This window comes from Nonomuraea composti (assembly GCF_012034275.1).
Classification (GTDB): Bacteria; Actinomycetota; Actinomycetes; order Streptosporangiales; family Streptosporangiaceae; genus Nonomuraea; species Nonomuraea composti.
The window spans coordinates 60428-83461 of the sequence record NZ_JAATEP010000048.1 but is presented as its reverse complement, the minus strand read 5'-3'; the positions used below and the strand labels follow the sequence as shown (position 1 = coordinate 83461).

Here is a 23034-nt window from a genome sequence, read left to right as displayed (position 1 = left end):
TACCGGCTGCTCGGCGCGGGGCTCACCCGTACCGGCCGATCGGCGCGGGGGTCAGGGCGGCGGCCAGGTCGGCGGCCAGCGGCTCGATCTCCGGCAGGTCCAGGGACGAGACGGTCAGGCGCAGCGCGGGCGGCGAGCCGATGCGGTTGCGGGCGCCGGGCGCGCAGGCCCAGCCGCGCGCCAGCAGCCGGGTGATGGCGGTGGACTCGTCGGCGACGGGGATCCACACGTTCAGGCCGGTACGCCCGTGCGCGCGCACGCCGCGTTCGGCCAGCGCCGCCACCAGGCCGTTCCTGCGGGCCGCGTACGAGGCCGCGACCGTGGCCGGGTCGGCCGCGTTCGTCCGCCAGAGGTGGGCGACGGCGTGTTGCAGCAGGTGGCTCACCCAGCCGGCGGCCAGCCGCTGCCGCCCGCGCAGCCGCTCGAGCGTGACCGGGTCGCCGGTCACCGGGGCCAGGCGCAGGTCGGGGCCGAGCGACTTGGCCGTGGAGCGGACGTGGATCCACCGGGTCGTCGCGCCGGCCAGCGGGTGCAGGGGCAGCTCCACGAACCCGGCCCCGTGGTCGTCCTCGACCAGCAGCACTTCCGGGTGCGCCGCCAGCAGCTCCCGCAGCTCGCCGGCCCGGGCGGCGGAGACGGCGGCGCCGGTCGGGTTCTGGGCGCGGGCGGTGATCACCACGGCCCGCGCGCCGGCCCGCAGCGCCCGGTCGAGCTGCTCCGGCAGCGGCCCCTCGTCGTCGAGCCGCATCGGCACCGGCCGCAGCCCCAGGACGGCGACCAGGTCGAGCAGGGCCGTCCAGCCCGGGTCCTCGACGGCGATCGCGTCGCCGGGGCGCAGGTGGGCGGTGAGCACGCGCTCGACCGCGTCGAGGGTGCCCGACGTGATCGCCAGCGGCGCGGCCGGCACGCCGTCGGCCCGCAGCCGCCGCCCGGCCAGGCCCAGCAGCTCCTCGTCGTCGCCGGTGCCGTACATGGCGGGCCGTTCCTCGTGCGCCCTGGCCGCCACGGCCAGCGCCTCGTGCAGCGGCGGCAGCAGGCGCGGGTCGGGGTTGCCCTTGCTCAGGTCGCGCACGCCCGGCGGCACCTCGACGCGGATCTCCTCGCGGAACGTGCTGGCCGGCCGCGACCTGACCCGCGTGCCGCGCCGCCCGGCGGTCTCGATGACGCCGCGCTCGCGCAGCAGCCGGTACGCGGCCGCCGCCGTGCCCGGGCTCACCCCGGCCAGCGCCGCCACCTCCCGCACCGGCGGCAGCGTCGCCCCCGGCGGCAGCCGCCCCTCGGACACGGCGGCCTCGACGCCCGCCGCTATCTCGCTGGCCGTCCCACCCTCGATCGTGTACTTTTCTAGCACAAAAACTATTATGTACTAATACAAAAGGTGATGCGAGTGCTCATCCACCCATGGGACGCCGCCCAGGACGACGAGGAGTGGCGGAGCTGGCTGCGAACCCGCGACTTCGGCCAGATCGCGGTCAACGGCGTGGCCGGCGCGGCACCCGTGGTCGTGCCGACGCACTTCTTCTACGACGGGGACGCCGAGGTGCTGCTCCACCTCGCCAGACCGAACCCCATCTGGGCGGCGCTGGAGGCCAACCCCGTGGCGGTGGTCAGCGTGCACGACGACTACGCCTACATCCCCACGTCCTGGCGCTCCGACTCTCCCGAGACCGGCGTGCCGACCAGCTACTACGCCGCCGTCCAGCTCGTGTGCCGGGCCGAGATCGTGGACGACAAGGAGGGCAAGGCCGAGATCCTGCGCCGCCAGCTCGCCCACCACCAGCCGGCCGGCGACCACGGCGAGGTGGCCGCCGACGCGGGGCCGTACCGGAAGATGTTGTCCTCGATCCGGGGGCTGCGGCTGCGGGTGGAGGAGGTGCGGGCCAAGTTCAAGTACGACGCGCACCGCCCGGCCGAGCTGCGCGAGCGGGTGTCGCGCGGCCTGGCCGAACGCGACCTGCCCGGCGACGCCGCCGCCCTGGCCCACCAGCGCAGACGGAGCGCCACCGCCACCTCCTGACGAGGCCGCCCATGCGGGCCCGGCGCCGTCCCACGGTTGCCGATGCTGGCTGTTTCAGCCTAAACTGAAATCGCTAGCAAGGACGGTGGTCATTAGGATGTCCCCCATGACAGCGCAGGATGGCCCCGGCCGCGAGCAGGTGCTCGAATGGGTCGAGCGGGTGGCGACGTTCGTCTCCGAGGAGTGGGGCCTGGCCCCGATCACCGGCCGCATCCTGGGCTGGCTCATGGCCTGCGACCCCCCGGCCCAGACCGCCGGCGAGATCGCCGAGGCCATCGGCGCCAGCCGCGCGTCCCTGACGACGAACATGCAGCTCCTGACGTCCATCAAGCTCATCCGCCGGTTCCGCAAGCCCGGTGAGCGCAACGTCTACTACCAGATCGAGGACGACGCCTGGTCGAAGGTCATCCGGCAGAAGCTCGCCGCGTTCACCGCGTTCGACGAGCTGGCGGCCGAGGGGCTGAAGCTGGGCTGGCCCGACGAGACGCGCACCGCGCGCATCCGCTCGGCCAGGTCCTCCATCGCGGCGCTGGCCGAGGTGCTCGACCAGGCCACCACCAAGCACGACTGATCCCGCGGCGGGCCCCGGCGAGAGCCGTTCCACACCCTGTGGACAACTCCCTCATCCTGTGGATAACTCTGTGGCAATCCTCCTGCGGGACGGTGCCGCCCGTGGTACGGACGGCACCGGCCGCAGATCCTGCGCCTAGTGGCCGTTTCACCTGGTCAGACCCGCAACGCCGGAGCCCCATACCACACCTGCGGCGGCGTCCGGGACGTTACGGAGGACCGTTGTCAACAGGTTGCGCTCCACCACCCACAGCCTGTGGATGAACTCACCAGTTCCAGTACGACCGCGCCTCGGACTTCCACTCCTTCGGGAAGTACTGGTGAATCTTGAACGCCATCCCCTTGCCCCGCGCGATGTACTGGTCGCGCTCCAGCCTCCTGGCGATCGGCTTGCCCGGGCTGCCGTTGTTGTCCCACCACGACTCCCACTGCTTGATGCAGGTCTGGTTGCCGAGGTACTGGTTCGAGCAGGGCGCGGGCGGCGACCAGATCTGGGTGTGCCCGAAGTCGACGACCTTGCCCGACGACTTCTCGGTGATCGTCCCCCACGCCTTGAGGCAGTACCCCTCAGGGGGAATGCTCCACTTCACGTAGTGCTGCTGGCCCGACGTGGCGAAAGTCTGGAGATTTCCGCACTTGGCGTCGCCGATCTGCTCCTTGGTGACCCTGACGGTGTAGTACGTCCCGTTGTCCCGCCACCCGTCCAGCATCAGCCAGTCGCCGCTGCGGACGAACTTCTCCGCGTAAGCCGGCGGCCACGTCTTCGGGTCGCCCCAGCTGATCTCCGACGTCGTGGACGACAGAGGCTTCCACGTCCACTGCCCGGCGGCCTGACCGTCCGCCCAATGCTGGCCGGCGCTGCGCTCGGCGAACCGGGAGTACTGCCCGTAGTTCTCCGCCGCCTGCGCCGGCGCCGTCAGCGTCGCGAGCACCGTGACCGTCGCCGCCCCCACGACGGCGCCGGCCCGTACCCTCTTCCTCTGGTTCATCACCGGCAGCACCGTAACGCCGCCCCCGCCGGCCACCGGTTCAGATCAAAAATCCTCGAACCATCCGGCGTGGTTGACTCGGGTATTCACCTGACCAGAGGGGGCGGCATGGCTGTGGACCGTGTGCGGAGCGTGGTGTTCGGCGAGGCGGTGGACCTGTACGAGTCGGCCAGGCCCGGCTATCCCGAGCGGCTCGCCACGGAGGTGCTGGAGTACGCGCCGGACGGGCCGGTGCTGGAGGTCGGCGCAGGAACGGGCAAGGCCACGGCCGTCTTCGCCGCCCGCGGGATCGACCTGACCTGCGTCGAGCCGGACGAGCGCATGGCGACGGCCCTGGCCGCCAACTGCCCCGGCGTACGAGTAGAAGTCGGGATTTTTGAGGACTACACCCCGGACCGCCGCTTCGCCCTCCTGTACTCCGCCCAGGCCTGGCACTGGGTGGACCCGGAGCGGCGCTGGGGCCTCGCCCACGCGGCGCTGGCCCCGTCCGGCGCGCTGGCCCTGTTCTGGAACCACTACCTCGTCACCGACCCCGCCCTGCGCGCCAGACTCGCCGAGGTGGACCACAGCCACGGCGTGTCCAGCTTCAGCCTGCACCAGGACCATCCGATCAGGAACGAGGAGGTCCAGCACCTGCTGGCCGGCGACCCGCGCTTCACCGACCTCGACGAGCGCTCCTATACCTGGACGGAGTGGTACGACGCGGCCCGCTACCTCGACCTGGTCCGCACCATCTCCGCCTACCGCATCCTGCCCCCGGAGCGGCGGGAGCCGCTGCTGGCGGAGCTGGCCTCGGCGCTGGGCGACGGCATCGAGATGACCTTCGTCACCGACCTCACCCTCGCCCGCCGCACGCCCTTCCCCTCGTAGCCGCTCTCACGGTGAGCCGCGTCGCCCCGCCACGCGTTCACGTCCTCGTCAGGACGCGGGGGTCGTCCTGGCTCTCGCGCAGGCCGAAGCGGGCGTGGAAGCGGCGCAGCGGGCGGGGTGCCCACCAGTTGGCCTTGCCCGACAGGGTCATCACCGCCGGCACCAGCAGGCAGCGGACGATGGTGGCGTCGATGAGCACGGCCACGAACAGCCCGATGCCGAGCTGCTCGATGTCGCTCAGTTTCGCGGTGCCGAAGCAGGCGAACACGATCAGCATCAGCAGCGCCGCGCACGTGATGACCCGGCCGTTGACCTGCAGCCCCCGACGGACGGCGGTGTCGTTGTCGGCGCCGTCGTCCACGGCCTCCTTGATCCGGCCGAGCAGGAACACCTCGTAGTCGGTGGAGAAGGCGAAGGCGAAGACGAACACGACGAGGAACACGTAGGGGCTGAGGCCGGGCAGTGTCAGCGTGTCCAGCGGCCCGGCCAGCCAGCCGTGCTGGAACAGCAGCGTCATCACGCCGAACGTGGCCGCCAGCGACAGCAGGGTCAGCACGAGCGCGCTCAGCGGCACCAGCAGCGAGCCGGTCATGAGGAACAGCAGCACGAACACGGCCACGACCGTGACCAGGACGGCCTTCGGCAGGTCGGCGGCCGTCTCGCCGACGAGGTCGATCAGCACCGCCGCCTCGCCGGCCACCCACGAGGCCCCGCCCGGCGGCCGGTCGGCGCGGACCCGGCCGACCAGGTCCTGGGCGGCCTGGCTCTGCGAGCTGTCGCGGGTGTCGAGGACGACGGAGGTCAGCCCGGGGCCTTCGGCGACGACGGGGCGCACGTGGGAGACGGCGGGGTCGTCGCGCCACTTGGCCGCCCACGCGGCGAGCGTCTTGCCGTCGGCGCGGGAGACGACCATGACGGCCGGGTCCACGGCCTGCCCGTAGCGGGTGCCGAGCTCCTTGGCGACCCGTACGGACTCCAGGTCCGGCGGCAGGCCGGCCAGGTTGGGCTGGGCGACCCGCACGGTGAGCAGCGGCGCCGCGACGGCGAGCAGGATCGCGGTGGCGGCCAGCGCGACCATCCCGGGCCTGCGCTGGGTGAAGCGGGCGAGCCCGGCGAAGAACCCGCTGTCGGTTCCTCTGCCGGGCCGGCCGGCGCGGTGCCGTCGTGACGGCTTGATGCGGCGGCTGAACACGCCGAGCAGCGCGCCGGTGAGAGTCAGCGCGGTCAGCAGCGCCACCAGCGTGGACGTCATGCCGGCCACGCCGAGCGTCTGCAGCCGGGGCACGTCGAAGAACATCAGGCCGCTCAGCGTCGCGATCACTGTCAGGGCGCTGAACAGGATGGTCCGCCCGGCCGTCGCCCACGTGCGGGCCACGGCCTGGCCGGGTGCGTGCCCGGCGGCCAGCTCCTGCCGGTACCGGGCGACCAGCAGCAGGCCGTAGTCGATGGACAGGCCCAGCCCCATGAGCGAGACGACGCTGATGACGGTGGTGTCCATCTCGACGAACGCCGTGAACGCCAGCACCCCGGCGAACGCGCCCAGGATCGTGACCACCGCGCCCAGCACGGGCAGCGTGGCCGCGGCGATGCCGCCGAACACGAAGACCAGCACGACCAGCGTCAGCGGCAGCGCGAACATCTCCGCCGTGGTCAGGTCGCTCTGGGAGGTCTCGTCGGTCTGCCGGTCGATCATGTCCTGGCCGCCGATGCTGACCGCGGCCCCGGGCAGCTCCCTGGTCAGCGCGCGCAGGCGCTCGGCCGCCCGGTCCATCACGGCGTCGCCGGTCTGGTAGTCCATCTTGTCCAGGTCGACGGTGAGCGCCAGGCCGCGTCCGTCGGATGCGGCCTGCGGCTCGTGCACGTGCTTGACGCCCTTGATGGCGCGTACGTCGTCGAGCGCCGCCCGGACGGCGCGGCCGGTGGGGGCGCTGCCCGCGGCCACCCCGTCTACGAGCGCCACCAGCCGGGCGCCGTGGTCGCGCCCGTCGGCCAGCGCCTGCAGCGCCACGTCGGACTCGGTGCCCTGCGGGGCCCGGTTCGCCGCCAGGGAAGCGAACAGCGGCCCAGCCGAGCCGAGGCCCGCCGCCGCGATGACCAGCCACACGACCAGCACCCACCAGCGGCGGCGGAAGCAGAAGTTCCCTAACCGTGCAATCATGCGACCAGGTTCGCAACGGGCGGCCCCGCCGGTCACGGATGGCAGTGCCCGTCTTGGGGTGGCACTAGCTACAGGTCAGGTGCAGTGCGCCCAGCTACGGCTCCACGTGCCCACCCAGTTCGGCCAGGTGGAGGCGCCCATGACGCGGGTGAGCGCGGCCCGGCGCTCCTTCGGGTGCTCCTCGGCGGCCGCCCGCTCCAGGGCCAGCGCGCGGACGAGGGCGTGGAAGCGGTACTGGTCGGACATGCCGCTCGTGGCGGGCAGGCTGTCCAGCAGGCGGGCGTCCACGAGCTGCTCGGCCAGGTCGCGGGCCTCGGCCACCTTCGTGTCGAGCACCACGGCGGCCGTCCACAGCGAGAAGTTGGGCACGTCGAGCAGCGCCAGCAGGCGGAAGGCGTGCCGGGCCGCCGGTGACAGGCCCTGGTAGCTCTGGATCAGGCTGGTCCTGACGTTGGAGTCGGCGATGCGCAGCTCGTCGAGCCGGCGGTGCTGCACGTCGAGCCGGCGGGCGAGCCTGGCCAGCCGCCAGTACGGCTTGGCCGCCAGCCGGGCGCCGGCGATCCTGATGCTGAGCGGCAGGTGGCCGCACAGGGCCACGATGCGCTCGGCCTCCGCCTGCTCGGCGCGCATGCGTTCCTCGCCCACGATGCGGCCCAGCAGGGTCAGGGCGTGGGCGGGCGCCAGCACGTCGAGGTCGAGGATGGGCAGGCCCTCCAGGGCCGACAGCCGGGCGCGGCCGGTCACGAGCACGCCGCAGTCGCGGCCGGTGGGCAGCAGGGGGCGTACCTGCTGCTCGCTCGCGGCGTTGTCGAGCAGCACCAGCACGCGCTGGCGGATCAGCCGGCTGCGGTAGAGCTTGACCCGATCGTCCAGGCCCGGCGGGATCACGGCGGCGTCCACGCCGAGCGCGCGCAGCATGCCGCCGAGCGCGTCGAGCGGGGTGACCGGCTCCGCGGTGAGGCCGCGCAGATCCACGTAGAGCTGGCCGTCGGGGTAGCTGTCCTGGCACTGGTGGGCGACGTGGACGGCCAGCGCGGTCTTGCCGACCCCGGCCATGCCGCTGATGACGCAGCCGGCCAGGGGCGCGCCCGCGTCGTGCCGCTCCAGCATCGCCGCCAGGTGCTCGCTCTCCGCGAGGCGGCCGGTGAAGTCGGCGGTGTCCGGCGGGAGCTGGGCGGGCCGTACCGGCGCGGCGGCGGCCGGCCGTACGGGAGCGTCACCGCCGGCGGGCGCGTCGAGGCCGGGGTCGGCGGCCAGCACGCGCGTGAACAGCTCGCGCAGGTCGTTGCCCGGCTCGATGGACAGGTCGTCGGCCAGCAGGCGGCGCAGTTCCTCGTACGCGGCCACCGCCTCGGCCTGCCGCCCGCTGCGGTAGAGGGCGAGCATGAGCTGGCCGCGCAGCCGCTCGCGCCACGGATGGTCGGCGACCAGCCCGGTCAGCTCGGCCACCAGCTCCGCGTGCCGGCGCAGGGCGAGGTCGGCGTCGATCCGGTCCTCCAGCGTGGCCAGCTTGGCCTCTTCGAGCTGCGGGCGCTCGGCGTCGGTGAGCAGGTCGGTCGCGCCGGCGAGCGCGGGGCCGCGCCACAGCGCCAGCGCCCGGGTCAGCACCTCGCCCGCCTCCCGCGCGACGCCCCGCTCCAGCAGGTCCCTGCCGCGCCTGGCGAGCTGCTCGAAGACGACCAGGTCGAGCTGGCCCGGGTCGACCTCGAGCAGGTAGCCGGGGCGTTGCCGGACGATCGGCACGCCCAGCTTCTGCCGCAGCCGGGACACGTAGATCTGGATCTGCGCCTCCGACGTCGCGGGCGGATGCTCTCCCCACAGCATCGCCGCGATCCGGGAGTCGGGGACGATCCGCGATCTGGCCAGCAGCAGCGTGGCCAGGAGCGTGCGCATCTTCGAGGCGCTCAGCTCGACGAGGCCGCTGCCGTCGCCGGCCTCGATGGAGCCGAGCAGCAGGAAGCGCAGATCGTGAGCACGGTCGATGTGGGCATGGTCGATGTGGGCACGGTCAACTTGAGCACGGTCAACTAACGCCATCGCATGGCCCCCGTAGTGGATTCGTCTCCCCGTGTCGTGCGTTCGCGGGGCCCCCACCCCTACGCACAATGGGTAGTGTGCCACGAAAAGTGGCGCTTACTCTGGACAAATGCCTTAACGCCGTGTTGCGATCACGCGGAGAGTGCGAGCGGCAGCTCGACCTCGATCGTCGTCCCCTGACCCGGCGGGCTGTGCAGGGCGAACGTGCCGTCGGCCGAGGCCACCCGCTGGCCCAGCCCCCGCAGCCCGCTGCCCGAGCCCGCGTCCGCGCCACCACGGCCGTCGTCCCGGACGCGCAGGCGCAGCCGGCCCCCGTCCGCCGCCACGCTCACCTCGGCCTTGCCCGCGCCCGAGTGCTTGGCCACGTTCGTCAGCGCCTCCGAGACCACGAAGTACGCGATCGACTCGATGAGCGGCGGCGGCCGGCCCGGCAGGTCCACTGAGAGCTCCACCGGCACCGGCGAGCGGCCCACCACCCCCGACAGGGCCGCGTCGAGCCCCCGGTCGTCCAGCACCGACGGGTGCAGGCCGCGGATGAACCCGCGCAGCTCCGCCAGCGCCTCTGTGGCCTCCTCCTGCGCCTCGGCGAAAGCCCGGCGGGCGGGCTCGGGCAGGTCGGGCAGCGTCTCCGCGGCGATCGCCAGGTTGACCGCCAGCGCGGTGAGCCGCTGCTGGGTGCCGTCGTGCAGGTCCCGCTCGATCCTGCGGCGCTCGGCCTCGATCGCCTCCAGCAGCCCGGCCCTGCTCTCGGCCAGCTCCTTCTCGCGGGCGTTGCCGAGCAGCGCCATGGCGGCGCCCACGTCCATCGCGGCGGCGGCGCGGGCGATCCACGGGGCCAGGAAGAGCGCGGCCAGCCCGGCCGCCACCAGGCACGCCAGCGTCACGGGGGAGCCGAGCCGCCAGCCGAACATGTTCATGCCGGGCAGCGCCCACGCGTACAAGGGGGACAGGGTGAACGTCAGCGCGGCGGCCAGCGCCAGCGCGGTCGCGCCGAAGCCCAGCCCGCCGATCAGCGGGGCGATCAGGTGGTAGCTGAGCTGGCGCCAGGTCGTCTCGCTGCGGGCCTCCCGCATCACCCGCGCCAGCCAGCCACCCTCGGTGGGCCGCGGCGGGATGGGCAGGTCCACTCCGAGCAACGTGGCGAAGCGCGAGCGCTGCAACGCGGTGCAGGCACGCACGCACCAGGCCAGCGCCGCCTGGGCGAAGACGGCCAGCGCGGTCAGCACGATCGACAACGACAGGCTCATGGTGAGCACGCCCAGCACCACGAGCAGGACGCAGCCCAGCAGGGCGACGGGGAGGCCGGCGGCGAGGTGCAGGACCGACATCCAGGTGCGCGCGCTGACGGGCGCGCGCAGGAACCTCCCCACCGCCCTGCCGGTGGGGCGTCCGGGGCGTGCCGGGCGGTCAGGGTGCATAGGTGGAGTCCCCGATGGTGATGTCGGCGGTGTCGGTGCGGGCCTCGATCGTGGCGGGGGAGGACGGGTCCTGGCCGACCGCGACCGTCTCCATCCCCTCGACCGAGTCCGCCCGCACGTTGTAGGCGTGCCGGGGCAGGGTGAGCGCGATGTCGCCGGACGACGTGCGCGCCGCGACCCGCGAAGGCACCCCGCTGAAGCCCAGCCGCACGTCCCCGGAGCCGGCCCGCGCGCTGACCTGGCCCCCGCCGAGCCCCTCGCCCCGCACGTCGCCGGAGTCGGTCTCGACGCTGACGGGGCCGCGCAGGTTCGCCAGCCGGACGGCGCCGGAGACCGTGCGCACCGTGACCGGCAGGTCCGCGGGCAGCCAGACGCGGTACACGGCCGAGCAGCCCGGCAGGTTGAGCGCGGGCGGGCAGTCGATGCTGAGCCTGAGCGTGTCGCCCTCCCACCGCTCGCGCGGGGCGGGCTTGCCCGAGGCCCACGTGAGGTGCCGCTCGACCTCGACGGCACCGGACTCGTACGCCTGGAGGACGACCTCCGTGCCCGTCACGTCGATCTGCAGCCGCGCCGGCCGCCGGTACTCCTGGTGCTGCGTCTCCGACTGCCTGCCCAGCCACGAGAGCACGGTGACCGTGCACGCCAGGACGGTGAACGCGAGCACCACCGCGCCCGCGGCCAGCCACAGCGGACGCGCCCCCGCACGAGCTTGCTGCACGAATCCTCCTGCCCGCGGGCTCCCTCGGGACACAAAGCGTCGAAGGTCGTCGCCGGGGCCGAGGAGTGCCGGGGTGCCCCACGCGCGGTTTCAGCGTACTGCGCGGGGCGCGGGACGGACCAGGACGGAACCGATCACCGCGGACCGGAACCGGCTACAGTGGAACCGCTCGTGTGGGTGCCGACGGCGGGTGACCTGGGGAGAGGCCGTGCGCGTGGCGATCGCCGAAGACTCCGTCCTGTTACGGGAGGGCATCACCCGCATCCTGGAGGCCGGCGGCATCGAGGTGGTCGCGGCCGTGGGCGACGCCGAGGAGCTGATCGCGGCGGTCGAGCGGTTCTCGCCCGACGTGGTGGTGGTCGACGTCCGCATGCCGCCGACCAACACGACCGAGGGGCTGCGGGCGGCGCTCAAGCTGCGCAGGGAGCGGCCGGAGATCGCGGTGCTGGTGCTGTCGCAGTTCGTCGAGGAGCGCTACGCGACCGATCTGCTGTCGGGCGACATGTCCGGCGTGGGCTACCTGCTGAAGGACCGGGTCGTCGACGTCAAGGGGTTCCTGCGGGCGGTGCGGCAGGTGGCCGACGGGGGCACGGTGCTCGACCCCGAGGTGGTCTCCCAGGTGCTGGCCCGCCACCGCGACCCGCTCAAGGGCCTGACGCCGCGCGAGCTGGAAGTGCTCGGGCAGATGGCTCAGGGACGTTCCAACGCGGGCATCGCGGCGGCGCTGGTGGTCAGCGAGAGCGCGGTGGCCAAGCACGTCAACAACATCTTCGCCAAGCTGGGGCTGGCGCCGACGGACACCGACCACCGCCGGGTGATCGCCGTCATCCGCTTCCTCCAGTCGTCCGGCACCTCGCATCCGTGATCGGAGCACTTTCCTCCGTGGTGCCCCTGTAACAGAATGGTATTCTGCCCCTCATGCCTGCTTCACGGGGCCGCGCCACAGTGTCCTGAGCTGCGGCCCGGCGAGGCGAGGTGCAGACAGCTTCCGGGCGGATGGTGGCACAGCGGGTAGCGACAGCTCGCGGTCCGATCGACACGATGGGTGCATGAGGACGATGCCGAGAAGTGAAGGAGCCACGAGTGCCCGTGAGTGGTGCCCGCTCCTCCTGAGCGCCAAGCCGCCCGGCGGGTGCGGCCTCGAGTGCCCGCCGGGCGCGTACGGAGCGGAGCAGTACTCAGCGGCCGTGCCGGGCCAGCGGGTGTGCGGAGAAGTCGAAGGTCAGCGACCGCTCCCGGCGGGCGACTAGCTCGCTGAAGAGCAGCCGCCCCGCCTCCGGGGGCGGCGGCGGGTGCGGCAGGCCGAGCCGGTCGGCCAGCCGGCCCAGCGCGACCAGCAGCCACGCGGTGGTGAACGGGTCGCGGCGCGCGGCCCACACGCCCGCGCAGGCGCCCGCGGCCAGCACCAGGCTGTACCGCTCGGCGAGCGCGAACGTCTCCGCCGACGCCGACACCGTCCGCTCGCGGGGCGGCAGGTCCACGCACCGCTCCCGCAGCCCGGCCAGCTCGCCCAGGAAGACGTCCCGCAGCGGCGCCAGCTCCGGCAGGTCGGCCAGCGCCAGCGCGGCCGTCAGCGAGTCGGCGCCCCGCGCGTCCGCGGCCAGCAGGCTGAAGTCCAGCTCGGGCAGCTCCTCCCCCAGCCTGAACAGCTCGGGCCCCGCCGGGTCCGCCCGCAGCCAGCTCCGCCGGGCCAGCCGGGGCAGCTGCGGGATGATCGTGGACAGACAGGCGGCGGCGCTGGCGTGCGCCAGCGCGGTCACCGCCAGGTCCCGCTGGTACTTCTGGAACAGCCCGTACGGCCCCTCTCTCAGGTACGAGCGCGCCCCCAGCAGCACCGACAGCTCGTACGAGGCCGACTCCATGAGCGTCGAGACGACGTACTTGGAGGCCGCGGCGACCACGCTGGTCCGGTCGGGCAGCAGGTGCAGGGCGCGCCCGGCCACGCCGCTGAAGGCGTCGCACACCAGCAGATCGGCCAGCGCGCCCGTCAGGCAGGCTCTGGACTGGGGGAGGTCGGCGACCGGCCGCCCGTAGAGCACCCGCTCCCCGGCGAAGCCGGCCGCCAGCCTGAGCTGGGTGTCGAGCACGCCGACGACGATCGCGGGCAGCGCCGTCCGGGTGACCTGGAAGGCTCTCAGCGCGGTCTCCAGGCCCGCGCCGCGCTCCCCGACCACGCTGTCCTCCGGGACGGGGCAGCGGTCGAAGTCGATGCCCGCGAGCAGGCTCGCCCGCAGGCCCGAGGTGGGGAAACGCGGCAGGACCCGGTAGCTGTCCGGCGGCGCGTCGGCCAGGTCGAGCAGCAGCGTGGAGTGGCTGCGGCTGCCCGGATCGTCGCTGGTGCGAGCGAACAACGTCACCGCGCGGGAGCGGGCGATGTTGTTGATGAGCTGCTTGGCGCCGGTGACGAGGAAGCCGCCGCCGGGCGCGGGATCGGCGCGCAGGGCGACGCGGGTGAAGTCGGCGCCGTGGGCCAGCTCCGTGAACGCCGCCGCCGCGCGCTCGCCCCCGAGCAGCAGACCGGCCAGCCGGTCGCGCTGCGCGGGGCTGCCGTCGGTCCAGACGGGGACGGCGGCGATGAAGCTGGTGATGCCGTAGCCGAGGCCGAGGGTGGGGTCGCGCCGGAAGATCGCCCGCATGACCTGGACGAGCCCTTCGACGCCGGTCAGCCGGCCGCCGAGCGAGCGCGGCACGAACTCCTCGGCGAGCCCGGCGGCGGTCAGCGCCTTCTCCCCGGCGGCCGGCAGCTCGCCGCGCTCGTCGGCGTCCAGGACGGCGGCGAAGCCGAGCGGGTTGGACGCGTCCCACGGGTCGCCGAGCACGGCGTCCAGGCCCCGCGCCTGCGCCTGCGTCTGCGCCTGCGCCTGTGGAGCGGCGGGCGGGACCGGTGGCGTCGAGTGCTGGACCGGCGGCGTCGGGTGCGGGGCCGTCATGGGGCGGGGTCCGCGCCGCGGCACCACTCCAGGACGGCCATGGCGCTGTGCAGCTTGTTCTCGGCCTGGTCGAAGGCGATGCTGCGGGGGCCGTCGAGGACTTCGGCGGTGACCTCCTCGCCGCGGTGGGCGGGCAGGTCGTGCATGAAGACCGCGTCGGGGCTGCCCCGCCACAGGCCGGCGGTGACCTGGAACGGTGCGAAGATGTCCCGCCAGTTCGCGTCCGGCTTGCTGGTGCCGGTGGTCTGCCAGCGGGTGGTGTAGATGACGTCCACGCCTTCGGGCAGGTCCTTCATGTCGTGCCGCTCGGTGACCACCTTGGGGTCGATCCTGGCCAGCACCTCGCCGGTCAGGCCGTAGCCGGGCGGGGTGCGCAGGTCGAGGTGGGCCGAGCGGTACCTGCTGAGGGCCAGGGCCAGGGCGGCGGCGGTGTTGTTGCCCTCGCCGACGTACAGGACGCGCAGGCCGTCGACGTGGCCGAAGTGCCACAGCAGCGTGGTGAGGTCGGTCAGCGCCTGGGTGGGGTGCTCGGGCGCGCTCATCGCGTTGATCACCGACATGCGGTTCCCGGCGGCGAACGCGCGCAGCTCGGCCGGGTCGCCCGCGGTGCGGGCCACGAGGACGTCGAGCATGCGGCCGAACACCTGGGCGGTGTCCTCGACGGTCTCGCCCGTGTTGGTCTGCAGGTCGTCCGGACCGTAGGCGATGGTCTGCGCGCCCAGCCGCAGCGCGCCCGCGGTGAACGCGGTCCTGGTCCTGGTCGAGGTCTTGCGGAAGTAGATGCCGGCGAGGTGCCCGGCCAGCGGGGTGCCGGCCGCGGCAGTGCCCTCGCGGAAGCGGACGCCGCGGGCGGCCAGGCGGTGGATGTCGCCGTCGGTCAGGTCGTCCACCGAGATGAGGTGCCGCGTTGTGGTCATGTCCCCGTCCCCACGTTTTCCGAAGCGGATATCTCGGCGCGCAGCTTGGCCTCCACGACGGCGGACAGGCGCGCGAGGCTCGGGTTCCCGAAGACCTCACGGGCGCCGACCTCGATGCCGGTCTCCTCGTGGACGCGGGCGATCATCCGCAGCACGAGGATCGAGTTGCCGCCGAGCTGGAAGAAGTCGTCCTGGGCGCCGACCTTGTCGATGGCGAGCACGTCCTGCCACACCTCGGCCAGGCACGCCTCCACCACCGTGCGCGGGGCGACGAACGCGGCGGCGCCCACCTCGTCGCGCCCCGGCTCGGGCAGCGCGGCACGGTCCAGCTTGCCGTTGGCGGTCAGCGGGATGCGCTCCACCGGGACGATCGCGCTGGGCACCATGTACTCGGGCAGCCGCCCGGCCAGGGCCTGCTTCAGCTCGCCCGGGTCCAGCTCGTCACCGGCCGGCTCGACGTAGCCGAGCAGGGTGTCCGCGCGCAGCACCACGACGGCGTCGCGGACGCTGGGCTGGTCGAGCAGCGCGCTCTGGATCTCGCCCAGCTCGATGCGGTAGCCGCGGATCTTCACCTGGTCGTCGGCCCGGCCGAGGAACTCCAGGCCCCCGTCCCGGCCGCGCTTGGCCAGGTCGCCGCTGCGGTACAGGCGGGAGCCCGGCGGGCCGTACGGGTCGGGTACGAACCTGGCGGCGGTCAGCGCGGGGCGGCCGAGGTAGCCGCGGGCCACGCCGGGGCCGCCGACGTACAGCTCGCCGGGGACGCCGGGCGGGGCGGCGGCGCCGTACTCGTCGAGGAGGTGGACGCGGAGGTCGGCGAGGGGGTGGCCGATGGGGCTGCCGGTGTCGTCCGGGCCGATCTCGTGGAAGGTGGTGTGCACGGTCGTCTCCGTGATGCCGTACATGTTGATCAGGCGCGGGCGGGTGGTGCCGAGCCGGCGGATCCACGGCCGCAGCTCGCCGAGCTCCAGCTTCTCGCCGCCGAAGATCACCGCGCGGAGGCTGAGCCGGTCGATGCGCGGGTCGCCCTCCGCCGCGTACGCGACGAGCTGCCGGAACGCCGAAGGCGTCTGGTTGAGCACGGTCACCTTCCGCGCCACGAGCAGGTCGAGGAAGCGGCCTGGGTCGCGGACCAGCTCGCGCGGCACGACCACGAGCCGGCCGCCGTGCAACAGCGCGCCCCACATCTCCCACACCGAGAAGTCGAAGGCGTAGGAGTGGAAGAGCGTCCACACGTCGTGCGGCCCGAAGCCGTAGTGCCGCTCGGTGGCCGTGAACAGGCGCAGGACGTTGGCGTGGGTGACCACGACGCCCTTGGGGCGGCCGGTCGAGCCGGAGGTGTAGATGACGTAGGCCGGGTCCTCGGGGCGTACGGCGGGGTCCGGTCCTGGCTCGTCCCCGGTTTCGAGGGAGTCGAGCAGGACGAGGTCGCCGGGCAGCCCGTCCGCCAGGTCCGAGGTCGTCACCACGGTCCGGGCGCCCGCGTCGGAGACGATGAAGGCGATCCGGCCGGCCGGCTGGCCGGGGTCGAGCGGCAGGAAGCCCGCGCCCGTCTTCAGCACGGCGAGCAGGGCGGGCACCAGGTCGGGCCCGCGTTCGAGGCACACGCCGACCAGCTCGCCCGGCCCGGCACCGCGCGCGGCCAGGTGGCGGGCGAGCCGGTCGGCGCGGGCGTCGAGCTCGGCGTAGGTGAGGGTGTGCTCGCCCCATTCGACGGCGACCGCGCCGGGCGTCCTCGCGGCCTGGGCCTCGAACACCTGATGGACGCACCTAGTCACGGGCTCCGGCTCGGCGGCCGGCCGGTCGCGTTCATACGGCTCGCGCAGTTCGATGAGCGGCCGGTCACGCTCGTGCGGCTCGGGGGTGGGCCGGTCACGCTTGTGCGGCTCGTTGAGCGGCCGGTCGCGTTCGTGCGGCTCGCGCAGCTCGATCGCCGACAGGTGCAGCCCCGGGTCGGCGGCGACCTGCGACAGCAGCCGCACGAGCCGGGTGGCCAGCGCGCGTGCCGTCTCCTGGTCGAACAGGGCGGTCGAGTACTCGATGGAGGCCGGCACGGAGCCGTCGGGCCGGCGCTGGGCCAGCAGGCTGAGGTCGGTCTTGGCGATCCGCCACGCCTCGCCGAGCGCGCCCACGTCGTCAGGGTGCAGCTCAGTGTCGGTGTGGCCGACCTCGTGCAGGTCGAAGGTGGCCTGGTAGAGCGGGGTGCGGGAGAGGTCGCGGCCGGGCTGCAGCTCCTCCACCAGCCGGTCGAACGGCACCCGCTGGTGCGCGAACCCGGCCCGGCAGACCTCGCCGGCCCGCCGGACGAGCTCCTCGAACGTGGGGTTGCCGGTCAGGTCCATGCGCAGCGCGAGGGCGTTGAGGAAGAAGCCGACCACGCCGTCCAGCTCGGGCCGCTCCCGGCCGGTGACGGGGGTGCCGATGGCGAAGTCGCGCTGGCCGGAGTGCCGGGACAGCAGCGCCGCCCAGGCCGCCAGCAGCACGACGAACAACGTCGTCCCCTGCCGCCTGCCCTGCTCGGCCAGGGCTGCGGCGAGCGTGGCGGGCACCTCGAACGTGACCATGGCGCCGCGGTGGTCGCGGTGCGCCGGGCGCGGCCGGTCGGCGGGCACGTCGAGGGCGGGCACGCCGGCCAGGTGGGCGCGCCAGTACTCCAGGGAGGGGGCGAGCCGGTCCTCGGTGAGGGTACGGCGCTGCCAGGCCGCGTAGTCGGCGTACTGGAGCGGCACCGGCGGCAGTTCTTCCCCGGCCCACAGGGCGCGCAGCTCGGTGTCGAGCAGCACCGACGACCAGCCGTCGCAGGCGATGTGGTGCAGGGTGACGAGCAGCACCCGCTCGCCGCCGGAGGTCGCCAGCAGCGCCCGCCAGACCGGCCCGTTCTCCAGGTCGAAGCCCCGGGCGAGGTGGGCGGCGAACAGTTGGGGCAGCTCGCCTTCGGCCACGTCCAGCTCGATCTCCACGTGGTCGTCGACGACCTGGCGGGGCTCGCCGTCGCGGACGGTGTAGCGGGTGCGCAGGGGCTCGTGCCGCCGGGCCAGCTCGCGCAGGCCGCTCGCCACGTCGGCGACGGTGACCCCGGCGGGCGGGCGGACGAACAGCGGGGCGACCCATTCGGGGCTGCCGGGCTGGATCCGGTCGAGCAGCCACAGGCGGCGCTGGCCGTAGGAGAGCGGCAGGTCGGGGCCGCGCGGGGCCGGGCGGACGGGCTCGGTGTCGTCGTCGTGGCCGGCGACGAGGGCGGCCTGGCCGGCCACGGTGGAGACGGCGTACAGGTCGGGCAGCGGGACGCCCAGGAGGCCGGCGAGCCGGGTGAGCAGCAGCGAGGAGCCGCCGAGCTGGAAGAAGTCGTCGTCGGCGCCGATGCGCGGCACGTCGAGCAGCTCGGCCCACGCGGCGGCGACCTTGTGCTCCTCGGGGGTGCCGAGCGGCCGGAACTCCGCCCGGCCCCCGTCGGGCGGGGTGGTGAGCCTGGCCCGGTCGACCTTGCCGCTGGGCAGCAGGGGCAGCTCGTCCGCCATGACGAACCTGGTCGGGACGTGCGTGCCGGGCAGACTGCCGAGGGCGAAGACGCGCAGCGCCGCCGGGGTCGCCGGGGTCGCCGTGGTGACGTGCGCGACCAGGGCGCCGTTGGCGGCGGTGACGACGGCGGCGGTCACGGCGGGGTGCCGCTCCAGCACGGCCTCGATCTCGGCCGGCTCGATGCGCACGCCGTTGACCTTGATCTGGTCGTCGAGGCGGCCCAAGTACTGCAGGGCGCCGTCATCCTCCCATCGGACCAGGTCGCCGGTGCGGTAGAGGCGCGATCCCGGCGGGCCGTAAGGGTCGGGCACGAACCGGTCGGCGGTCAGCGCCGGCCGCCCTAGGTAGCCGCGGGCCACGCCGGGCCCGCCCACGTGCAGCTCGCCGGGCACGCCGAACGGGGCGAGGTGGCCGGAGGAGTCGAGCACGAGCACGCGCATGCCGGTGATGGGCCGCCCGATCGGGATCGGGCCCTCCTCCTGGTCCGGGTCCACGGGGTGGGCGGTCACGTCGATCGCGCACTCGGTGGGGCCGTAGGTGTTCCAGATCCGCAGCCCGGGCAGGCGGGCGCGGCGGGTCAGGTCGGCGTGCAGCGGCTCCCCCGCCGAGAACAGCAGCCGCAGCGCCGGCAGGCCGGCCCAGCCCGGCTCCCGCACGAGGCGGCGCAGCAGCGAGGGGACGACCTGGAGCACGGTGACGCGGTGCCGCCGGGCCAGCCGGACGATCTCGCCCGGGTCGCGCTCGGCGCCCGGGGGCGCGACGACCACGGTGCCGCCCGTGACGAGCGGCCCGACCATCTCCCATCCGGCCGCGTCGAACGTCACCGACGTCTTGTGCAGCAGCCGGTCGTCCGGGCCGAGGTCGTGGGTGCGGGCCGTCCAGGTGACGCGGTTGGCGATGCCCTCGTGCGTCACGACGACGCCCTTGGGCCGCCCGGTCGAGCCGGAGGTGTAGATGACGTACGCCGCGTCACCGCCGGACACCGGCGTCTGCTCCGCCTCGGGCCCGTCGCCGGCCTCGGCGAGCAGGCCGGGGGTCACCACGACGGACGGCGCCGCGTCCGCGAGGATCCCTTCGCGCCGCTCGTGCGGGTGGTCGGGGTCGAGCGGCAGGTAGGCCGCGCCGCACCGCCAGGCGGCCAGCACCGCCACGATGAAGCCGGCGCCGCGGGGCAGGTCGATGCCCGCGATGTCGCCGCGGCCGATTCCCCGGCTCCGGAGCCGGTGGGCCAGCCGGGCGGCCCGGCGGGTCACCTGGGCGTAGGTGAACGTGGTGGTTCCGTCGACGACCGCGACCGCGTCCGGTGTGGCCGCGGCGCGCCGCCACACCAGGTCGCCGAGGAATCGGTCCGCGGCGCTCACCGCAGGCTCAGCGGGCGCATGTCGGTCCAGACCCGGTCGATGTGCTGGAGGCACTCTTCCCTGGTGCCCCCGGTGCCCTCGGCCCGCCAGCCGGCGGGCAGGTCGCGGTCGGCCCACCAGATGGAGTACTGCTCCTCGTCGTTGAGCACCACGAGGTATCGGTCACTCATGTCGGCTGTCTCCTCGAAGAAAGGGGTGGATGGTCAGGCGTGTACGGGTTCGGGCTGCGGCAGGAAGTCCTCGACCGGCACGCCCAGGCCGCGTTCGCGGGCCTCGTCCGCGACGTACCGGGCGAGCGCGATGTCCAGGACGCCGAGCCCGAACGGCGAGAAGATCACGGGGCCGTCCTGGCCGCCGGGCAAGGTGGCCGTGCCGCGCAGCAGCCCGCCCAGGGTGGCGTGGACGAAGTCGCGCCCGCCGGTGCGCAGCTCGGCCAGGTGCAGGGAGGTGCGCTCGCGTACGGCGTGGTCGACGTCGTCCACCACGTTGCGAGCGGCCAGGATCGTCTCGGGCACGATGTCGCGCAGCGAGATGTGCAGGACCACCGCTCCCGGCCTGACGCCCGCCAGCGTCAGGTGCGGCTCGACGGCGGTCGTCGCGATGGAGACCAGCTCGTGGGCGGCCACCGCCTCACTGGCGGCGGCGGTGATCGTCAGGCGGGCGTCCGGCAGCAGCGCCGCGGCCCGGTCGGCGAACTCCCCGGCGCGGGCGGGGGAGGAGTCGTGGATCGTCACCTCGGGGATCGCGGGGAGCGAGGCGGCCAGGAACCGCAGCGTCTCGAAGTTGATCAGCCCGCAGCCGATCATGGACACGCCGGTCGGGCGGGCGCCGCCGAGCAGCGTGCCCGCGGCGACCGCGGCGGAGGCCGCCGTGCGGGCGGCGGAGATCCGCGCGCCCTCCAGGAACGCCTCGGGGCGGCCGGTCTCCATCGAGTTCAGCACGATGGTGGCGCTGGCGCGGGCCAGCCCGGTCGCGAGGTTGGCGGGGAAGGACGCGACCCACTTGATGCCGGCGGCGGGCCGGTCGCCGCCGAGGTAGGCGGGCAGGCCGATGATGCGGTTGGCCCGGTCGCCGGGGAAGCGCAGGAACGTCGAGTGCGGCACGGTCGTGGCGCCCTCGTCGTGCCGCCGGTAGGTCCGCCGCACCAGATCGAGGACGGCGCCCTCCGCGCCCGTCAGGATCTCGCGCACCTCGTCGTGTCGGATGATCAGCACGTTCAGTCCTCGTCCTTCCACAGATGGGAGACCTCTCCGAAGGTGCGGCGCACCCAGGCGTCGGAGTAGATGGTGTTGAGGTAGCGGTCGCCGCCGTCGGGGAAGACCAGCACGCAGGTGGAGCCGGGCGGGATCTCCGCGCGCAGCGCGGCCAGCGCCGCGACCGTGGCGCCCGACGAGCCGCCGGCCAGGATGGCCTCGCGCTCCGACAGCTTCCTGCAGCCGACGACGCAGTCCAGGTCGTTGACGTGGACGACGCGGTCGGCGGCGTCCGCGCGGAAGAGGGCGGGGCGGACGGCGGCGCCGTGGCCGGGCAGCAGCCTCGGGCCGCGCGTCTGCCCGTCGAAGATCATGCTGCCGACCGCGTCCACGGCGGTGATGGTGATCGGCAGGCCGTGGGCGCGCACGTAGTCGGCGCAGCCCACCAGCGTGCCGCACGACCCGACCGAGCAGAGCAGGTGGTCGATCTCGCCGTCGAGGGCTTCGACGATCTCGCGCATGGTGGCGTGGTGGGCGCGGGAGTTGAGCGGGTTGCCGTACTGGTCGGGGTGGTAGGCGTGCGGGACCGTCTCCATCAGCTCGCGTACGCGCTGGATGCGGCGCGGCAGGTACTCGCCGGTCTCGGGGTCGGGGGAGTCGACCACCTCGACCTCGGCCTGGAACGCCTTCAGGATGGCCAGGTTCTGCTCGGTGGTCTTGGCGTCCACGACGCAGATGAACCGCACCCCGAAATATCGGCAGATCTGCGCCATCCCGACGGCGAGGTTGCCGGAGCTCGACTCGATGACCGTGGAGCGGCCGGGCTCCAGCTCGCCCGCGCGGATGGCCTCGGACAACATGCTGAGCGCGCTGCGGTCCTTGATGCTCCCGCCCGGGTTGAACCGCTCCAGCTTGGCGAACACGCGGGAGTGGAAGCCGGGGAACAGCCGGTCGAGCCGGACGAGAGGGGTCTGCCCGACGGTGGCGAGGATGCCGTCACGGGTTATGGGATAAGGCACAGAAGTGGGCACAGCGCTGGCTCCGTCCAAGGGATATGGGATGACTCAGTCGAGTGCGGCGGCGTCCTCGGCGCTGAGCCGTCCGCCCTCCCGCGTACGCGCGGCCGCCCGCACGGACGGAAGGATCAGCGCGACCAGCGCGAGGCAGCCCATGAGCACGGTCATGACGAGCACGGTCCGGCCGACGCCCGCCGTGTCGAGCGCGAACCCGAAGCCGGCGGCGCCGAGGAAGCTCGCTCCGGCGCCGATCAGCATGGCCACGCTGATCGTCCTGCTCAGGATGCGGTCCGGGGCGACGCCGACCATGTAGACGCCGCCGGCGACGTTGAAGACGCCGCCGATGTAGCCGCAGGCGGCGAACACCACGCCGAGCAGGACCGGGTTGGTGATCAGCGCGAGCGGCGGCACGCACGCGGCCCACGCGGCGAGCCCGGCCACGATCAGCGCCGGCAGGCTGATCCGGCGCCGCCACCAGATGCTGGTCATGGCGCCGAGCAGCCCGCCGACCCCGCCGATGGCGACGACGACGCCGATGGTGGTCGGCGAGCCGCCGGAGTCGCGGATGACGACCATGAGCGCGAGGCTCATGCCCTCGAAGACGAGGTTGCTGATGGCGACGAGGATCATCACGTTGCGCAGGAACGTCTGCCGCCACAGCCACGCGACGCCCTCCGCCATGTCGGCCCACAGCCCGCTCTCGCTCTTGGCGGCCCGCTCGCCCTGGAACTTCTTCCTGATGGCCAGCAGCATGAGCAGCGAGGCCAGGTGGGCGAGCGCGGTGAACAGGAACGGCACCCAGCGGGTCACGCTCAGCAGGAAGCCGCCGAGCGGCTGGCCGAGCATCATCATCGCGCGGTGGCGGGCCTCGTTCTGGCTGAGCGCGGCCGGCACCTGGTGCTCCTCGACGAGGTTCTTGACGGCCGGGCGCTCGGCCAGGTCGTAGAAGATGGCCAGGCTGCCCTGGGCGAACGCGGCCAGCATGAGGTGCGGCAGCCACACCCGGTCGAGGAACACCGCGAGCATGACGCTCGTGGTCGCGACCAGGCAGCCCGCGTCCGAGATGATCATGAGGCGTCTGCGGTCGTACCGGTCGGCGATGGCCCCGGCGGGGAGCTGGACCAGCAGGTACGGCAGCAGCGCCGCCCCCGTGACCAGCCCCGCCGAGGAGGCCGTGCCGCCGGCCCAGAGCACCAGCAGCGGGTAGACGAGGATCGTGACCTGGGCGCCGAGCGTGGTGCACGCCGCCCCGCCCCACAGGAGGGTGAAGTCCCTGTTCCTGAACAGCGGCCGCTTGCTCCGCTGCGCCGTGTCTGCGGTCATG

Annotated in this window: 17 protein-coding genes; 4 read left to right on the top strand and 13 right to left on the bottom strand. The window is 73.7% G+C overall.

Annotated elements, in window-relative coordinates:
• Positions 1 to 22: 22 nt before the first annotated feature.
• Complete coding sequence (locus tag HCN51_RS44310) at positions 23 to 1351, bottom strand: aminotransferase class I/II-fold pyridoxal phosphate-dependent enzyme (protein WP_168017978.1); 1329 nt, start codon at positions 1349 to 1351, stop codon at positions 23 to 25.
• Between the two features lie 36 nt (positions 1352 to 1387).
• Here HCN51_RS44310 and HCN51_RS44305 point away from each other — a divergent pair, with 36 nt between their 5' ends.
• Both HCN51_RS44305 and HCN51_RS44300 read left to right on the top strand, forming a co-directional pair.
• On the top strand, positions 1388 to 2017 hold the full coding sequence (locus tag HCN51_RS44305) for an FMN-binding negative transcriptional regulator (protein WP_168017977.1): 630 nt from the start codon (positions 1388 to 1390) through the stop codon (positions 2015 to 2017).
• A 106-nt stretch (positions 2018 to 2123) separates the two neighbouring features.
• Positions 2124 to 2588, top strand: coding sequence for a GbsR/MarR family transcriptional regulator (locus tag HCN51_RS44300; protein ID WP_168017976.1), 465 nt, complete (start codon positions 2124 to 2126; stop codon positions 2586 to 2588).
• Between the two features lie 265 nt (positions 2589 to 2853).
• On the opposite strand, the gene HCN51_RS44295 is transcribed toward HCN51_RS44300, so the two are convergent.
• Positions 2854 to 3576, bottom strand: coding sequence for a hypothetical protein (locus HCN51_RS44295; protein WP_206068598.1), 723 nt, complete (start codon positions 3574 to 3576; stop codon positions 2854 to 2856).
• Positions 3577 to 3684: 108 nt separating this feature from the next.
• On the opposite strand from HCN51_RS44295, the gene HCN51_RS44290 reads away from it, so the two are divergent.
• Positions 3685 to 4446: a class I SAM-dependent methyltransferase gene (locus HCN51_RS44290; RefSeq protein WP_168017975.1), complete on the top strand. Its 762-nt coding sequence runs from the start codon at positions 3685 to 3687 to the stop codon at positions 4444 to 4446.
• Positions 4447 to 4483: 37 nt separating this feature from the next.
• Here the strand turns inward: HCN51_RS44290 and HCN51_RS44285 are convergent, their stop codons facing one another.
• From HCN51_RS44285 to HCN51_RS62670, 4 genes are all read right to left on the bottom strand, one after another.
• On the bottom strand, positions 4484 to 6604 hold the full coding sequence (locus HCN51_RS44285; RefSeq protein ID WP_168017974.1) for an MMPL family transporter: 2121 nt from the start codon (positions 6602 to 6604) through the stop codon (positions 4484 to 4486).
• A 75-nt stretch (positions 6605 to 6679) separates the two neighbouring features.
• Positions 6680 to 8641 (bottom strand): AfsR/SARP family transcriptional regulator, encoded by a 1962-nt coding sequence (locus HCN51_RS44280; RefSeq protein ID WP_168017973.1) that lies wholly within the window; start codon positions 8639 to 8641, stop codon positions 6680 to 6682.
• Between the two features lie 131 nt (positions 8642 to 8772).
• Positions 8773 to 10059 carry a sensor histidine kinase gene (locus HCN51_RS44275; RefSeq protein ID WP_206068597.1) on the bottom strand — a complete coding sequence of 429 codons (1287 nt, stop codon included), beginning with the start codon at positions 10057 to 10059 and terminating at the stop codon, positions 8773 to 8775.
• On the bottom strand, positions 10049 to 10777 hold the full coding sequence (locus HCN51_RS62670) for a DUF4097 family beta strand repeat-containing protein (protein WP_168017972.1): 729 nt from the start codon (positions 10775 to 10777) through the stop codon (positions 10049 to 10051). Before HCN51_RS62670 ends, HCN51_RS44275 begins: the two co-directional genes overlap by 11 nt.
• Before the next feature lie 208 nt (positions 10778 to 10985).
• Here HCN51_RS62670 and HCN51_RS60470 point away from each other — a divergent pair, with 208 nt between their 5' ends.
• Positions 10986 to 11642 (top strand): response regulator, encoded by a 657-nt coding sequence (locus HCN51_RS60470; RefSeq protein ID WP_168017971.1) that lies wholly within the window; start codon positions 10986 to 10988, stop codon positions 11640 to 11642.
• A 313-nt stretch (positions 11643 to 11955) separates the two neighbouring features.
• Here the strand turns inward: HCN51_RS60470 and HCN51_RS44260 are convergent, their stop codons facing one another.
• Genes HCN51_RS44260 through HCN51_RS44230 form a run of 7 tightly spaced genes read right to left on the bottom strand, consistent with a single transcriptional unit; the run spans position 11956 to position 23033 of the window.
• Complete coding sequence (locus tag HCN51_RS44260; RefSeq protein ID WP_168017970.1) at positions 11956 to 13707, bottom strand: acyl-CoA dehydrogenase family protein; 1752 nt, start codon at positions 13705 to 13707, stop codon at positions 11956 to 11958.
• Positions 13704 to 14624 carry an ornithine carbamoyltransferase gene (locus HCN51_RS44255; RefSeq protein ID WP_168017969.1) on the bottom strand — a complete coding sequence of 307 codons (921 nt, stop codon included), beginning with the start codon at positions 14622 to 14624 and terminating at the stop codon, positions 13704 to 13706. Before HCN51_RS44255 ends, HCN51_RS44260 begins: the two co-directional genes overlap by 4 nt.
• Positions 14621 to 19501 carry a non-ribosomal peptide synthetase gene (locus HCN51_RS44250; protein ID WP_168017968.1) on the bottom strand — a complete coding sequence of 1627 codons (4881 nt, stop codon included), beginning with the start codon at positions 19499 to 19501 and terminating at the stop codon, positions 14621 to 14623. The genes HCN51_RS44255 and HCN51_RS44250 overlap by 4 nt, the downstream gene beginning before the upstream one ends.
• The gene (locus tag HCN51_RS44245) at positions 19498 to 19671 is read right to left on the bottom strand and encodes an MbtH family protein (RefSeq protein WP_168017967.1); all 174 of its coding nucleotides are present in this window, start codon (positions 19669 to 19671) and stop codon (positions 19498 to 19500) included. The genes HCN51_RS44250 and HCN51_RS44245 overlap by 4 nt, the downstream gene beginning before the upstream one ends.
• Before the next feature lie 33 nt (positions 19672 to 19704).
• Positions 19705 to 20715, bottom strand: coding sequence for a 2,3-diaminopropionate biosynthesis protein SbnB (gene sbnB, locus HCN51_RS44240; RefSeq protein WP_168017966.1), 1011 nt, complete (start codon positions 20713 to 20715; stop codon positions 19705 to 19707).
• A 2-nt stretch (positions 20716 to 20717) separates the two neighbouring features.
• Positions 20718 to 21713, bottom strand: a complete 996-nt coding sequence (sbnA, locus tag HCN51_RS44235; protein WP_346434012.1) for a 2,3-diaminopropionate biosynthesis protein SbnA — start codon at positions 21711 to 21713, stop codon at positions 20718 to 20720.
• Positions 21714 to 21758: 45 nt separating this feature from the next.
• Positions 21759 to 23033 (bottom strand): MFS transporter, encoded by a 1275-nt coding sequence (locus HCN51_RS44230; RefSeq protein WP_168017965.1) that lies wholly within the window; start codon positions 23031 to 23033, stop codon positions 21759 to 21761.
• Between the last annotated feature and the right edge of the window lies 1 nt (position 23034).